Source organism: Tardiphaga sp. P9-11, from assembly GCF_008329525.1.
GTDB lineage: Bacteria > Pseudomonadota > Alphaproteobacteria > Rhizobiales > Xanthobacteraceae > Tardiphaga.
Genome location: NZ_NPKQ01000001.1, coordinates 584,236 through 598,771, shown reverse-complemented (window position 1 = coordinate 598,771; position 14,536 = coordinate 584,236). Strand labels below are relative to the sequence as shown.

The 14,536-nt window shown below is 61.8% G+C and carries 15 protein-coding genes; 12 read left to right on the top strand and 3 right to left on the bottom strand.

What is annotated here, in order from left to right; translation table 11 throughout:
• Positions 1-131 precede the first annotated feature (131 nt).
• Positions 132-344: a hypothetical protein gene (locus CIW50_RS02815; protein ID WP_089263345.1), complete on the top strand. Its 213-nt coding sequence runs from the start codon at positions 132-134 to the stop codon at positions 342-344.
• Between the two features lie 126 nt (positions 345-470).
• On the opposite strand, the gene CIW50_RS02810 is transcribed toward CIW50_RS02815, so the two are convergent.
• Both CIW50_RS02810 and CIW50_RS02805 read right to left on the bottom strand, forming a co-directional pair.
• Positions 471-1,970, bottom strand: a complete 1,500-nt coding sequence (locus tag CIW50_RS02810) for an NAD-dependent succinate-semialdehyde dehydrogenase (protein WP_149529739.1) — start codon at positions 1,968-1,970, stop codon at positions 471-473.
• Between the two features lie 154 nt (positions 1,971-2,124).
• Entirely contained in the window at positions 2,125-2,454 is a 330-nt protein-coding gene (locus tag CIW50_RS02805; RefSeq protein ID WP_116659794.1) for a hypothetical protein, read from the bottom strand.
• A gap of 263 nt (positions 2,455-2,717) precedes the next feature.
• Here CIW50_RS02805 and CIW50_RS02800 point away from each other — a divergent pair, with 263 nt between their 5' ends.
• Positions 2,718-3,902: a serine hydrolase domain-containing protein gene (locus tag CIW50_RS02800; protein WP_149529738.1), complete on the top strand. Its 1,185-nt coding sequence runs from the start codon at positions 2,718-2,720 to the stop codon at positions 3,900-3,902.
• Positions 3,903-3,962: 60 nt separating this feature from the next.
• On the opposite strand, the gene CIW50_RS02795 is transcribed toward CIW50_RS02800, so the two are convergent.
• A complete protein-coding gene (locus tag CIW50_RS02795) occupies positions 3,963-4,964 on the bottom strand; it encodes an adenosine kinase (RefSeq protein WP_149529737.1) in 1,002 nt (333 codons plus the stop codon).
• Between the two features lie 160 nt (positions 4,965-5,124).
• Between CIW50_RS02795 and murJ the strand changes: the two genes are divergently transcribed.
• The 10 genes from murJ (at position 5,125) to CIW50_RS02745 (ending at position 14,485) form a co-directional block, all read left to right on the top strand.
• Positions 5,125-6,678: a murein biosynthesis integral membrane protein MurJ gene (murJ, locus tag CIW50_RS02790; protein ID WP_149529736.1), complete on the top strand. Its 1,554-nt coding sequence runs from the start codon at positions 5,125-5,127 to the stop codon at positions 6,676-6,678.
• Positions 6,679-6,765: 87 nt separating this feature from the next.
• Complete coding sequence (trpS, locus tag CIW50_RS02785) at positions 6,766-7,818, top strand: tryptophan--tRNA ligase (RefSeq protein WP_149529735.1); 1,053 nt, start codon at positions 6,766-6,768, stop codon at positions 7,816-7,818.
• A gap of 156 nt (positions 7,819-7,974) precedes the next feature.
• Positions 7,975-8,469 (top strand): universal stress protein, encoded by a 495-nt coding sequence (locus CIW50_RS02780; protein ID WP_092141183.1) that lies wholly within the window; start codon positions 7,975-7,977, stop codon positions 8,467-8,469.
• 136 nt (positions 8,470-8,605) lie between these two features.
• Positions 8,606-9,175 (top strand): NifU family protein, encoded by a 570-nt coding sequence (locus CIW50_RS02775; protein ID WP_149529734.1) that lies wholly within the window; start codon positions 8,606-8,608, stop codon positions 9,173-9,175.
• A gap of 303 nt (positions 9,176-9,478) precedes the next feature.
• Complete coding sequence (gene tsaB, locus CIW50_RS02770; RefSeq protein ID WP_149529733.1) at positions 9,479-10,174, top strand: tRNA (adenosine(37)-N6)-threonylcarbamoyltransferase complex dimerization subunit type 1 TsaB; 696 nt, start codon at positions 9,479-9,481, stop codon at positions 10,172-10,174.
• On the top strand, positions 10,174-10,659 hold the full coding sequence (gene rimI / locus CIW50_RS02765; protein ID WP_149530381.1) for a ribosomal protein S18-alanine N-acetyltransferase: 486 nt from the start codon (positions 10,174-10,176) through the stop codon (positions 10,657-10,659). The genes tsaB and rimI overlap by 1 nt, the downstream gene beginning before the upstream one ends.
• A gap of 42 nt (positions 10,660-10,701) precedes the next feature.
• Positions 10,702-11,154: a Fur family transcriptional regulator gene (locus tag CIW50_RS02760; RefSeq protein WP_149529732.1), complete on the top strand. Its 453-nt coding sequence runs from the start codon at positions 10,702-10,704 to the stop codon at positions 11,152-11,154.
• 13 nt (positions 11,155-11,167) lie between these two features.
• On the top strand, positions 11,168-11,872 hold the full coding sequence (locus tag CIW50_RS02755) for an HAD family hydrolase (RefSeq protein WP_246664110.1): 705 nt from the start codon (positions 11,168-11,170) through the stop codon (positions 11,870-11,872).
• 104 nt (positions 11,873-11,976) lie between these two features.
• On the top strand, positions 11,977-13,425 hold the full coding sequence (gene miaB, locus CIW50_RS02750) for a tRNA (N6-isopentenyl adenosine(37)-C2)-methylthiotransferase MiaB (RefSeq protein WP_149529730.1): 1,449 nt from the start codon (positions 11,977-11,979) through the stop codon (positions 13,423-13,425).
• Positions 13,426-13,429: 4 nt separating this feature from the next.
• A complete protein-coding gene (locus CIW50_RS02745; protein WP_149529729.1) occupies positions 13,430-14,485 on the top strand; it encodes a PhoH family protein in 1,056 nt (351 codons plus the stop codon).
• Positions 14,486-14,536 lie beyond the last annotated feature (51 nt).

Genomic DNA, 14,536 nt, shown 5'->3' with positions numbered 1-14,536 from the left:
CCTTGCGAACTACTCTTTGTAACTGGATCAACTTCCGAGACACTTGTTTCGTATTCCGCTTACGTCGCCACTGAAGCCAACGAACCTTACTATTCAAGTCCTTTGACAACCAACACAGCCGGGAGATCACCATGCGTACTTTCTTGATGATGGTTGCAGCCGTTCTTGCATTCGGTACGACAATGACGTTTGAAGCCACCGACGCCAACGCCGTCGTCTGCGCACGTGGCGTTTATCGGGCCGGCTGCGCCGGCTACCGTGGCGCCGCCGTGGTGCGCCGTCCGGTGGCAGTCGCGTGCCGCACCGTCTGGGTCAATGGCGTGCGTGTCCGTCGCTGCTACTGAGCGACGCTGGCTCGGACATTGGCACTGCCAACCCAAATGCAAATGCCCGGCGCATCTAGCGAAGCTTGCTTCGCGCTGGCCGGGCATGACGCATAAGGAATTTTTAATGGGGTCGGAGGTGGCGCCTCAGATCCCCGACATCATGATGTATTTGATCTCGACATATTCTTCCATGCCGTGATGCGAGCCTTCGCGGCCCAGACCTGACTCCTTGACGCCGCCGAAGGGGGCGACTTCGGTGGTGATCAGGCCGGTATTGACGCCGACCATGCCAGACTCCAGCGCTTCCGCAACGCGCCAGACGCGGCCGAGATCGCGCGAATAGAAGTACGATGCCAGACCGAACGGCGAGGCGTTGCACATGGCGATGACGTCGGCTTCGTCCTTGAAGCGGAACACCGGCGCCAGCGGGCCGAAAGTTTCTTCCTGCGACACCAGCGCATCCGGCTTCACATTGGCGAGCACCGTTGGCTCGAAGAACGTGCCGCCCAGCGCATGGCGCTTGCCGCCGGTGACAATCTTCGCGCCGCCCTTCACCGCATCCGCGATGTGGCGCTCGACCTTCTCGATCGCCTTTTCGTTGATCAGCGGGCCCTGGGTGATGCCCTGCTCGGTACCATCGCCAACCTTCATGGCCGCGACCTTCTTCGCCAGCTTCTCGACGAACTGATCGTAGATGGCGTCCTGGGCATAGAGGCGATTGGCGCAGACGCAGGTCTGGCCCATGTTGCGATACTTCGACACGATCGCACCCTCGACGGCGGCATCGATGTCGGCATCGTCGAACACCACGAAGGGCGCGTTGCCGCCGAGTTCGAGGCCGAGCTTCTTCACGCCGACCGAAGCCTGCTTGTAGAGGATCTTGCCGACATTGGTGGAGCCGGTGAAGCCGACGAAGCGTACGGCCGGATGCTCGCACAATACGAGGCCGATGGCCGATGCGTCGCCGGTGATGATGTTCAGCACTCCCTTCGGCACGCCCGCGCGCTCGGCCAGCTCAGCCAGCGCCAGCGCCGACAGCGGCGTCTCGTTGGCGGGCTTGATCACCACGGTGCAACCGGCGGCCAGCGCGGGCGACACTTTGCGGGTGATCATGGAGTTCGGGAAATTCCACGGCGTGATGGCGCCGCAAACGCCGATCGGCTGCTTGATCGCCAACAGGCGCGCATCGGCACGCTGAGTCGGGATCGTCTCGCCGTACACACGACGCGCTTCCTCGGCGAAGAACTCGATATAGGCAGCGCCGATATCGACCTCGCCCAGCGCTTCCGCCAGCGGCTTGCCCTGTTCGGTGGTCAGGATCAGCGCAAGGTCTTCGCGGTTGGCAATGATCAGCTCAAACCACTTGCGCAGGATGTTGGAGCGCTGCTTGGCGGTGAACTTGGCCCAGATCGGAAACGCCTTTTCGGCGGCCTCGACGGCCTGTGTCGTTTCCTTGGCGCCCATATTTGGCACCTTGGCGATTTCAATTTCATTGACCGGATTGGTCACCGAGGTCGCGCCGGTGCCGACCCAGGCGCCATCGATGTAGCACTTGTCGCGCAGCAGCGAGGGGTCCTTGAGGCGGTCGCGCAACGATGGAGCGGAAGTCTTAGATGAATCGCGTGCGGTTGCGGTCGGTGACATGGGCGGTTCTCCTGCGGAAAGTGTCGCGAACGTATAGCCGCGGACTTGTAGAGGAGTATAGACCCGAAAGCGCCCCCTGGCAGCGAATGGCAGCTATCGCTGACAGGGCCGTTTAGCGCTCGAATTCAACAAACGCAGACTGCGACAGATGCGATCAGGCCGCGCCGCGCATATAGGTCTCGCGCCGGTCAATCATCCGCTCGAAAGCGATCCGGGCATTGGCGCGGGTCGTCGTCGAGAAGGTGCGGTATTCCAGCTCCGGCAGCATCGCCGCGTCACTGCGACCGAACCAGGAGATGAAGGATTTCGGCGGAGCCGAGATCTTGGCCAACGCCTGCGCCAGATTTTCAGCGGCGTCGAAAGCGAACAGGGCGCCGGTCTGGGCAATCCTGACCTCGAAAATTCCCGGACCGATCGGCGCCTCGATACTCTCGCCACGGGAAGCGCGGGGATAATGTTTCCAGTCGGTCCAGTTCGCGATCATCGTCCGTCTCCGCAGCTGACACGCTGCACCTGTTACGCATGGTCTTACGGGTTAGTGTCGGAAAGCGCTTTGACGTTCACGTCATTTTTTGAACACAGCTGCGCCAACTTCGTTCCGGGCCGTTATGAAGTTTCCGGCCAAACCGGAAATAGTTCCGCTGAGACATTAAAACCAGCGCAAGTGTAATCACATCCGCGAGATCGGCTGTCTCGCGCTCAAGTTGAAACCCGGTAAGATAATAAGAGGAAATTGGAGGGAAACGGATGTCTGCCCAAGTCGAGATCGACCAGATTCTAAAGAAGGCCAGCGAAGGCGGCGCGATTCCCGGTGCGGTTGCGATGGCTGCGACGCGGAGCGAGGTCGTTTACCAAGGGGCGTTCGGCAAGTGTGACGTATCCAAGGATACCACCATGACCCCGGACAGCGTGTTCTGGATCGCTTCCATGACCAAGGCGATCACCGCTGCCGCAGCGATGCAGCTGGTGGAGCGGGACAAATTGACGCTGGATGCACCGCTTACGATGGTCCTCCCGGATCTCGCGGAAACGCAGGTGCTGGATGGCTTCGACGTCGACGGGACCCCAAAGCTGCGTCCGCCACGTCAGCCGATCACCTTGCGGCATCTGCTGACTCACACCGCCGGTTTCTGCTACGACATGTGGAACGGCGACATGGTGCGCTATCTCGAGACAACCGGCATTCCGCCGTTTCGCTCCGGACTGAACGCCGCCATGAAGGTGCCGATCATGCGCGATCCCGGCACGCGCTGGGAATACGGCACCAATCTCGACTTCGTCGGCAAAGTCATCGAGGCCGTCAGCGGCGAACGCCTCGACGCCTATTTCCTGAACCATTTGCTGGCACCCCTTGGGATGACCGACACCGCCTTCGTGATTGGCGGCGACCAGCGCCAGCGCCTCGTTGCCATGCACAGCCGCGGCGCCGACGGTGCGCTGACCCCGATCCCGTTCGAGATCAAACAGGATCCGGAATTCTTCGCCGGTGGCGGCGGGCTCTACGGCACCGCACCCGACTATATCAAGTTTACGCAAATGATCCTGAACAGCGGGAGCGGCAACGGCAATCGCGTGCTCAAGCCCGAAACCATCGCGCTGATGAGTCAGAATCACGTCGGTGAGCTCTGCATGACGACAATGACGTCAGCCGTACCGACCGCTAGTAAAAATGTCGACTTCCTTCCGGGCATCGACAAGAAATACGGCCTCAGCTTCATGATCAACACCGCGCAGACAGCCGAAGGCCGCAGCGCCGGTAGCCTCGCTTGGGCTGGCCTCGCCAACACCTATTACTGGATCGATCCCGTGCGCGATATCACCGGCGTCATCATGATGCAGGTGCTGCCATTCGCCGACCCAACTTGTTTGAAGGTGTTTTCGGATTTCGAACGCGCGGTCTATGCGGGGCTGGACGCAAAGAAGGCGGCGTGAGACGCATCTTGATCCCTCCTCACGCAAGCGCGAGGAGGGATCAAGCGGCGACGCGGATACTTAAACCGGCAACCCGTTCTTGACAGCCAGCTCCTTCAGCGACACCTGCGGACGCGCGCCGATATGCTGGATAACTTCGGCAGCGGCCATCGCGCCGAGCTTGCCGGCATTTTCATAGCCGGCATTGCGCACAAGGCCGAACAGGAAGCCCGCCGCGAACAGATCGCCTGCGCCCGTGGTATCGACGAGCTTCTCGATCTTGTGCGCGGGCACCGCGACGACGCTGTCGCCGGATGTCACAACACAGCCCTTCTCGCTGCGGGTGACGACACCGAGTTTGGTGTCATTGCCGAGCTGCTTGAGCGCCGCATCGAAATCCGCGGTCTCGTAGAGCGAGGTCAATTCGGCCTCATTCGCGAAGATCAGATCGACAGTGCCCGATCGCATCAGGTCGAGAAACTCGGAACGATAGCGACCGACGCAGAAAGCGTCCGACAGTGTCAATGCGACCTGACGCTTGGCGTCATGGGCGATCTTCGAGGCCTTCACGAAGGCTTCCTTGGCGCTGGCGGGATCCCACAGATAACCTTCGAGATAGACGATCGACGAGGCTGCGACTGCAGCGGCGTCAATATCGTCGGGCGTCAGGTCCTGCGCAGCACCGAGATAGGTGTTCATGGTGCGCTCGCCATCCGGCGTCACCAGGATGTAGGAACAGCCGGTGGCCGGACCGCCGGTGGCGGGTTTGGTGTCGAACGCAACGCCGGCAGCACGGATGTCGTGGGTGTAGAGCGTGCCGATCTGGTCATCCTTGACCTTGCCGACATAGGCCGCGCGGGCGCCGAGACTGGCGAGGCCGACGATGGTATTGGCGGCCGAACCGCCGGACATTTCGGTGGCAGGGCCCATCGCCTTGTAGATGGCAGTGGCGCGGGCTTCGTCGATCAGCGCCATGCCGCCCTTGGTCATCTCATGCGCGGCGAGAAACTTATCGTCGGCCTGCACCAGCACATCGAAAATCGCATTGCCGATTCCGAGCACGTCATATTTCGCTGAGGTCATTAAGAATATCCCGTTGCGGCAATTGCGATGACGCTGAAAATCCGTTTCAACTCGTCCCGCGGTCGCCCAAGTTAAGCCGTCGGTGAAGGCCGGTGTGATGGCTGCAGCGACTATCACGTTCTGCCCCGCGCCAGCAAGGACAGCCCCTGACGATGGTTCTATGATCCGTTCCATCCTGACCGTTTCCACGGGCACGCTGGCGTCGCGCCTGCTGGGCTTTGCCCGCGACGCGATGGTCGCCGCGCTGCTCGGCGCAGGCCCGATTGCGGATGCGTTTCTGGTCGCGTTTCAGCTCGTCAATGTGATCCGCCGCCTGCTCACCGAAGGCGCACTGAATGCGGCGCTGATCCCGGCATGGCTGCGTATCCGGACGACGCAAGGCGCCGTCGCAGCCGCGGCCTTTGCCGGGCGCGTGCTCGGCACCATCAGCGTGACGCTGATCGTCGCGACGATCCTGATCGGTTTTGCGATGCCCGTGGTCATCGCATTGCTGGCTCCCGGTTTCGTCGGTCAGCCGACGCTGCAGTTCGCCGTCGACAATGCGCGATTGATGCTGCCGTATCTGGCCTTCGCCGGCCCCGTCACTGTCATGATGGGGCTTCTGAATGCGCAGCAGCGCTTCGCGTTGACCGCATTTTCGCCTGTCCTGTTTAACGTCGCGCTGATTGTCGTGATGGCACTACTGCTGGTGTGGCGGCGGGAACCAAGCACTGCCGCTATGGCCATGGCGGCCACCGTCGGCATTGCCGGGCTGCTGCAGTTGCTGATGCTGACCTTGCGACAATCTAGCGGCAATCTTGCGGCGCCCTTGCGACTGTCGTTCGACAGCGAGATGCGCGGCTTCCTCCGCAAGGCGCTGCCTGGCATGTTCGCCAATTCCGGGCCGCAGCTTCTCATCGTCATCGGCGCGATCATCGCGTCATCAACTCCGGCTGCAGTATCGTGGCTTTATTTCGCCAATCGCTTGATCGAACTACCGCTCGGCATTGTCGGCACAGCCATGGGCACGGTGCTGGTGCCAGCATTGACGCGTGCGGTGCGCGACGATGATCACGCAGCGATCGCGCAGGCGGAATCGCGCGGACTTGAACTCGCTGTGGGTCTCGCACTGCCAGCCACGCTCGGACTCATGGTGCTGAGCCAGCTTATCGTGCCGCTCTTGTTCGAACATGGCGCATTCAGTGCCGCTGATGCGAGCGCGACTGCAAATGCGCTGCTATGGCTGGCGCTGGGCTTACCCGCGCAGGTGCTAGTGAAAGCCTTGTCGCCGGCATTCTTCGCGCGCGAAGATACGATGACGCCGCTGCTGGCAACGCTCATCGGCATGGTCGTCGCAATCATAGCCGCCTTGGTTTTGAATGCTCCATTCGGCGCAAGCGGCATCGCCGCCGCGATCGCTCTGGCCGCTTGGAGCAGCGCACTCTTCTTGATCGCCCGAAGCGCAGCCGCCTTCGGCTTCTCACTCGACAATGATGCATGGCGCCGGCTCCCGATTATCATTCTTTCCTCGCTGGCCATGGGCGGACTGCTGTGGCTGGCCGCGCATGTCGCCTTGCCCTGGACCACGCAGGTCCACAGCCTCGCCCGGGCTGGTCTGCTGGGCCTCCTGGTGCTTTGCGGGCTGGCTATCTACGCAGCACTGCTCACCGTCTCCGGCGCAGTGCGCTGGGCCGAGATCCGCGGCGCCCTCAAGCGATCACCCGCGACCGGCTAGGGCAGATTGGCAATGGACGCCGCCCGGCGCCTATGGCAAGTCACGCCCCTTGCCCGCATTCCACCACGGGCGCACAGGAACTTGGTTATGGCTTTTACCCAACGGGTCTTTTCGGGCGTCCAGCCGACGGGCAATCTGCACCTCGGCAACTATCTCGGCGCAATCGTGAATTTCGTCAAACTGCAGGAGACGCATAACTGCATCTACTGCGTGGTTGATATGCATGCCGTCACCGTGCCGATCTCCGTCTGGGGCGGCCCCGATGAATTGCGCCGCAACACCCGTGAAGTGACCGCGGCCTTCATCGCATCGGGCATCGACCCGAAGAAGCAGATCATCTTTAACCAGAGCCAGGTCTCCGGCCACGCCGAACTGGCCTGGATCTTCAACTGCGTCGCCCGCCTCGGCTGGTTGAACCGCATGACCCAGTTCAAGGAGAAGGCCGGCAAGGATCGCGAGAACGCGTCCGTGGGTCTTTACGATTATCCGGTGCTGATGGCTGCGGACATTCTGCTGTATCGCGCTACGCACGTTCCGGTCGGTGAAGACCAGAAGCAGCATCTCGAACTGTGTCGTGATATCTCGCAGAAGTTCAACAACGACTTCTCCGAGTCCATCGCCGCGCAAGGCCATGAAGGCCCCTACTTCCCGATGCCTGAGCCGGTCATCACCGGTCCGGCGACGCGGGTGATGAGTCTGCGCGACGGCACCAAGAAGATGTCGAAGTCGGATGCGTCGGACAATTCGCGCATCAACCTCACCGACGATGCGGACACCATCGCTCAGAAGATTCGCAAGGCGAAAACCGATCCGGAACCGTTGCCGTCGGAAGAGAAGGGCCTGGAGCCGCGTCCCGAAGCTGACAATCTCGTCGGTATCTATGCGGCGCTGTCCAACAGGTCGAAGGCTGACATTCTCACAGAATTCGGCGGCGCGCAGTTTTCGGGCTTCAAATCGAGCCTCGTCGATCTCGCTGTCGAAAAACTGTCACCTATCGCCGGTGAGATGAAGCGACTGACGACATCCGATCTGACCTACGTCGATCAGGTTCTGGCCGATGGCGGCGAGCGCGCCGGCATCATTGCCGCCGAAACCATCAAGTCCGTGAAGGACATCATCGGCTTCGTCCACAAGCGGTAATTTCACGATCGCATTCCTTGTCTCCGCCACAATCGACGCGACGCAAGTGCTTCTTGCGTCGCGCTTGTCGAACGCGGCTGCGCCGTGGCAGCATGACGCGATTGCCAAGCCGCTCACATTCTGGCGCAGCATACGCGCCGCAGCATCGGGACATGCATGAGCACCCAGAGACGTAGTTATGAAAGCGGCCACAAGCCGAAATGCCTCGTGGTCGTCGATGACAGCGAGGAATGGGACCGCGCGGTGTATTATGCCAGCCGCTGGGCCATCCGCGTCGGTGGCGGCGTGGTAATGCTGCGCATCATCGAGACGGAGGATCGCAACCAGCAATGGCTGGGTGTCGCCGACATCATGCGCGCCGAAGCGGAAGAAGGCGCCAATGCGGCGCTGGATCGCGCCTCCGGCCGCGCCAACGGTATCGCCGCGATCACCCCCGAACGCGTGATCCGCGAAGGCGATCCCACCGAGCAGATCCTCGACGTGATCGACAAGGACGTCGATATTTCCATGCTGGTACTGGCTGCGTCGGCCGGCGCGGAGGGCCCCGGCCCGATCGTCACCATGATGGCCAAGCTGGTCGGCTCGTTCCCGGTGCCGGTCGTCATCGTGTCGGGCGCCCTGAGCGACCTCGACATCGACGCGCTGTCGTAAGCAACCTTCCGAACCGCTAAGGGGCTGCGTAACAGGCCGAATTCGGCGATTTTATGCCTTGATCGTGCGTTTTTCGTCGCCATCTGTTAGGGGATACTCACGCGCCGGCCTTGAACCGGCGACGCAGGAGAGACCAATGTTTATCCAGACTGAAGCTACCCCCAATCCCGCCACGCTGAAGTTCATTCCCGGCCGCGACGTGCTCGACAGCGGCACTATGGAATTCACCTCGCCGGAAGCCGCCACGCGTTCGCCGCTGGCCGAAAAGCTGTTCGCCGTGAAAGGCGTCACGTCAGTGTTCTATGGCTCCGACTTCGTCACCGTGACCAAGGACGACAGCGACTGGCAGCATCTCAAGCCGGCGATCCTCGGCGCCATCATGGAGCACTACATGTCCGGCGCGCCGCTGATGGCCGACGGCAGCGTGAAGGGCGACGTGATCTCCGACGACGAAGCCGAGTTCTTCAATGAGGCCGACGCCGAGACAGTCGATACGATCAAGGACCTGATCGAGACCCGCGTGCGCCCGGCCGTTGCCAATGACGGCGGCGACATTACTTTCCGCGGTTTCAAGGACGGCATCGTCTATCTGAACATGAAGGGTTCGTGCGCCGGCTGCCCCTCATCGACGGCAACGCTGCAACACGGCATTCAGAATCTGCTGAAACATTTCGTACCGGACGTGATCGAAGTCCGCCCGATGTAAGCTCGCTTCTTCCAGACCGATTGCAAATTCAGAATCAGAATACGTCATGGCCGGGCTTGTCCCGGCCATGACCGTTTTTAAAGCTGCCAGGACGTGGCCGATGCTTGAGCTTCCACCACCGCACGCTCGACCTTGCCGGCCGCCGACATTGTGACGCCCTTCGACTTCATCATCGCCCCGGAGATTTTGCGCACCGACCTCCGGAGAACCAACTAAATTAGGAATGGTCGGCCCCATTGCCTGCACCCGAATATTCTGCGAGTGGCAGGCGCAAACCCTCGCAAGCCGTGGTAGCGTCCATTTATGCTGATCCTTGCCATCGATACCGCTCTCGACGCCTGTGCGGCAGGCATCCTCGATACCCGCACCAGCAAGCTCATTGCGCATGAGTCCATGCCGATGAAGCGCGGCCACGCCGAGGCGCTGATGCCGTTGCTCGCGCGCGTCATGGCAGCCTCCAGCATCGCCTTCGCCGATCTCGATCGTATTGCCGTCACCACCGGCCCCGGCAGCTTCACCGGGCTGCGCGTCGGTCTGTCGGCGGCGCGCGGCATCGGCCTGGCCGCCAACAAGCCGGTCGTCGGCATCACCACGCTGACGGCCTATGCGGCGCCCGTCGTCAGCGAAAACCTGGATGCGCCTGTTATCGCCGCCATCGATGCACGGCATGATCATGTCTATTTCCAGGTCGTCAGCGGCAACGGCACTTCGCTGGTGCGGCCGGGCGTCGTCCCGATCGACCAGGCTCTTGAGGCCGCGCAGTTCGGCGCACCGCATCTGGTCGGCAATGCCGCGGAAATTATCGCTGCACGCTGGCCCTCCGATGCGCCAGCACCGTTGCGGGTCGATGCGCAACCCGCCCCCGAGATCTCATGGGTGGCGTGGCTCGGCGCCGCGGTGAATCCGGAGACCGCATTGCCGCGCCCCTATTATCTGCGTGCACCCGATGCCAAGCCGCAAAGCAGCCTGATGCAGCAGGCCGCGCAAGCCGCATCGTGATGCCGGCCTGGTGGTCGCACCTGTTCGGCCGCGGCAATGCCGTGGTCGAGCCCGCCACGTTGCGCGATGTGCGCCAGCTCGCACAATTACATGCGGCATCGTTCCATCGCGGCTGGGGTGCGGGGGAGTTCGAGCAGATGCTGCGCGAACAAAACACGCTCGTGCATCGGCTGAAGTTGCGCGGCCACCTCATCGGCTTCGCCGTCTCGCGAATCGCAGCCGACGAAGCCGAGATTCTGTCCATCGCCGTATCGCCGGCCTATCGCGGCCGCGGCCTGTCGCGCGACCTGTTCCTCACCCATCTCGGCCATCTGGCCGGTCGCGGCGTACGCACGGTGTTCCTCGAAGTTGAGGAAAACAATCAACCGGCGCGGCGGCTCTATGACAGAACCGGCTTCACTGTCGCGGGACGCCGGGAACGCTACTATAAGGAAGCGGACGGAGTGGAATTGAATGCGCTGGTGATGCGGCGCGACTTGTCCTGACGCCTGCGGAGTGGCAAAAGAAGCCACGATGGGACCCGGATCATGACTGCACTGAAATCATCTGCGATGAAGTCTGCTGGTATCGAGGCGCGCTGCGCCGCGACCGGCATGCGCATGACGGAACAGCGCCGCGTGATTGCACGCGTTCTGGCCGAAGCCGACGATCATCCCGATGTCGAGGAATTGTATCGTCGCTGTGTTGCGGTGGATGACAAGATCTCGATCTCGACGGTGTATCGCACCGTGAAGTTGTTCGAAGACGCCGGCATCATCGAGCGTCATGATTTTCGCGAAGGCCGCGCACGCTATGAGACAATGCGTGACAGCCATCACGATCATCTGATCAACTTGCGTGACGGGACAGTCATCGAATTCACGTCTGAACAGATCGAGAAATTGCAGGCTGAGGTCGCCGCGAAGCTCGGTTACAAGCTGGTCGATCACCGGCTGGAGCTGTACTGCGTACCGCTCGATGAGGACAAAACCACCAAGTGAGCACATCAACCAAGTGAGTTTAGTTTCTTCGCGCTTCGATCTCGTCATCTTCGATTGTGACGGCGTGCTCGTCGACAGTGAGTCCCTCGCCTGCGTCGTCCATGCGGATGTCCTGACACAGTTCGGTTATCCCATCACCGCCGATCAGGTGCATCAGCGCTTCCTGGGCCGCTCCGCACGCGAGGCGCGCCGGGAAGTCGAGACCGAACTCGGCCGCGTGCTGCCTGATGATTACACCGCAACGCTGAAAGCCACGATCGACGAGGTGTTCGGCGCGAAACTGCAGCCGATCCCGCATATCGCCGAGGCGCTCGCGATACTGTCACACGCGATTTGCGTGGCGTCATCGGGCACACCGACGCGCATCCGCAGCAGCCTCACGACCACCGGCTTGCTCGACCGTTTCGATCCGCACCTGTTTTCAGCTCTGCAGGTCGAGCGCGGCAAGCCGCAGCCTGATCTGTTTCTGTTTGCCGCCGCGCAGATGAACGCCGAGCCGGAGCGCTGCGTGGTGATCGAGGACAGCATTCCCGGGGTTACGGCGGGCGTAGCCGCCGGGATGACCGTGTTCGGCTATCATGGTGGCGGCCATTGCAACCCGGCCACGGCAGCAGCCCTGATGGCCGCTGGCGCTCATCTCGTCTTCGACGACATGCGGCAGCTTCCAGGGTTGGTGGCGAGGGGCACACTGGCTGGCGAGCCCGCGAGCCTCGCCTAAGCCATTGCAAGCACTTATATTTTGTAGAAATGCTGGATTTTCCGGGCGTTAGCCTATAATTGAGCGCTGCGCAGCAAGCGCGTTTCCAGCCCATTACAGGTTCCATGACCGCGCCGCGTAAGCTGCATATCAAATCCTACGGCTGCCAGATGAACGTCTACGATGCCCAGCGCATGGTGGACACGCTGGCGCCAGAAGGCTTCGTCGAGACGGCCAATGCCGACGACGCAGATCTGGTGATTCTCAACACCTGTCACATCCGCGAGAAGGCGTCCGAGAAGGTCTATTCGGAGCTCGGCAAGCTGCGCGTCGCCAAGGCTGAAGCAGCGCAGGCCGGACGCACGATGAACGTGGTCGTCGCCGGCTGCGTCGCGCAGGCCGAGGGCAATGAGATCATTCGCCGCGCGCCGGTGGTGGATGTTGTGGTCGGGCCGCAGAGCTATCACAACCTGCCGGCACTGCTGAAGCAGGCCAAGGCCGGCGGCCGCGCGCTGGACACTGAATTTCCTGTCGAAGACAAGTTCAGCTTCCTGCCGCCGCCGAAACCGGCAGCGATTCGCGCCCGCGGCATTTCCTCCTTCGTCACCGTGCAGGAAGGCTGCGACAAGTTCTGCACCTTCTGCGTGGTGCCCTATACCCGCGGCTCCGAAGTCTCGCGCCCGGTGGCGAAGATCATCGACGACGTGCAGCGGCTCGCCGACAACGGCGTGCGCGAAATCACGCTGATCGGCCAGAACGTCAACGGCTATCACGGCGACGGCCCCGACGGCCGCCCATGGGCGCTGGGCACACTCCTCTATCGCCTCGCCGAGATTCCCGGCATCGCCCGGCTGCGTTATTCGACCAGTCATCCCCGCGACGTCGAGGACACGCTGATCGCGGCGCATCGCGATTTGCCGGCGCTGATGCCCTTCGTGCATCTGCCGGTGCAGTCGGGCTCGGACCGCATTCTGGCGGCCATGAACCGCAAACATACAACGGAAGATTATCGCCGCGTCATCGACCGTTTTCGCGACGCGCGGCAAGACATTGCTTTTACTTCCGATTTTATCGTGGGCTTCCCCGGCGAGACCGAGGAAGATTTTGCGGCCACGCTCGCACTCGTCACACAAATCGGATACGCTGGCGCATATTCGTTCAAGTATTCGCCGCGTCCGGGAACGCCGGCCGCGGATTTGCAGGAGACGGTGTCACAGGCTGACATGGACGAGCGATTGGTGAGGCTTCAGAACCTGATCGACAGCCAGCAATCGGCCTTCAACGCGGCCACGATTGGACGCACTGTGGATGTGCTGTTCGAACGCCCCGCGCGCAATCCCGGCCAGATCGTCGGCCGCACCGCTTACCTTCAACCAGCCCATGTGATGGCCTCCGACGACATCATCGGCCAGGTGCTTCCAGTCACCATCGAGAGCCTCGAGCGCTACAGCCTGCTCGGCTCGCTTGCGAGAGATTCGCTCGCATCAGCTCCAGTTGCTAATTCTCCAGTACCACCAGTGTTGCAGCCAGTAGTGTCGCAGTCAGTCAGTTCTCACACCGTCACGGGAGCCTGAATTCTTGGCCAAAAGCGCATCGGATTCGTCTACGCTCGCAATTCGTAAAATCGATACTCCACCGCAGGCCGAGACGCAGGTCGTCATCGACTTCGATGACAACCGGGCAGCCTCCTCGCTGGTCGGGCCCTACGGCCAGAACCTCGCGATCATCGAACGCCGGCTGAATGTCGTCGTCGATTCCCGCGGCAACCACATTACCCTCACCGGCACCCGTGACGCCTGCGACGCCGCCCGGCGTGTGCTCGAAACGCTCTATGCGCAGGCGGTGCAAGGTCAGGATCTTGCGCCCGGCGATGTCGAGGGCACGATCCGCGCCACGCTGGCGCAGGGCACGCTGTTTCCGTTCGATCCCAAGGGATCAAAAACAGCCGCTTCGAATTTCGACACCATCAATCTGCGCAAGCGCCCGGTGCGTGCACGCACTGCGATGCAGGACGCCTATATCCGCGCGCTGAAAAGCAATGAGCTGGTTTTCGGCATCGGCCCCGCCGGTACCGGCAAGACCTGGCTCGCCGTCGCCCAGGCGGCAATGTTATTCGAGCGCAAGGAAGTCGACCGCATCATCCTGTCGCGTCCGGCGGTGGAAGCCGGCGAACGGCTCGGCTTCCTGCCCGGCGACATGCGCGAGAAGGTCGATCCGTATCTGCGGCCCATTTACGACGCACTGTATGACCTGATGGACGGTCGCATCGTTGAGCGCGCACTACAGACCGGCGAAATCGAAATCGCACCACTCGCCTTCATGCGCGGCCGCACGCTGACCAATGCCGCGATCATCCTCGACGAAGCGCAGAACACCACCTCGATGCAGATGAAGATGTTTCTGACGCGTCTCGGCGAGAATAGCCGCATGATCATCACCGGCGATCCCTCGCAGGTCGACTTGCCCAATGGCCAGACCTCGGGTCTTGCCGAAGCCGCACGTCTGCTCGACGGCGTGCAGGGTATCTCGCAGGTGAAATTCACGGGCGAAGACGTCGTCCGCCACGAACTCGTGGCCCGCATCGTCGCCGCCTACGAAGGAACGCCGCAGAAGGCGGCTGCTACAAAGATCTGATGACACACTCATACGCTAACGACGGACCCGTAATCGGGTCCGTTCGTGAAA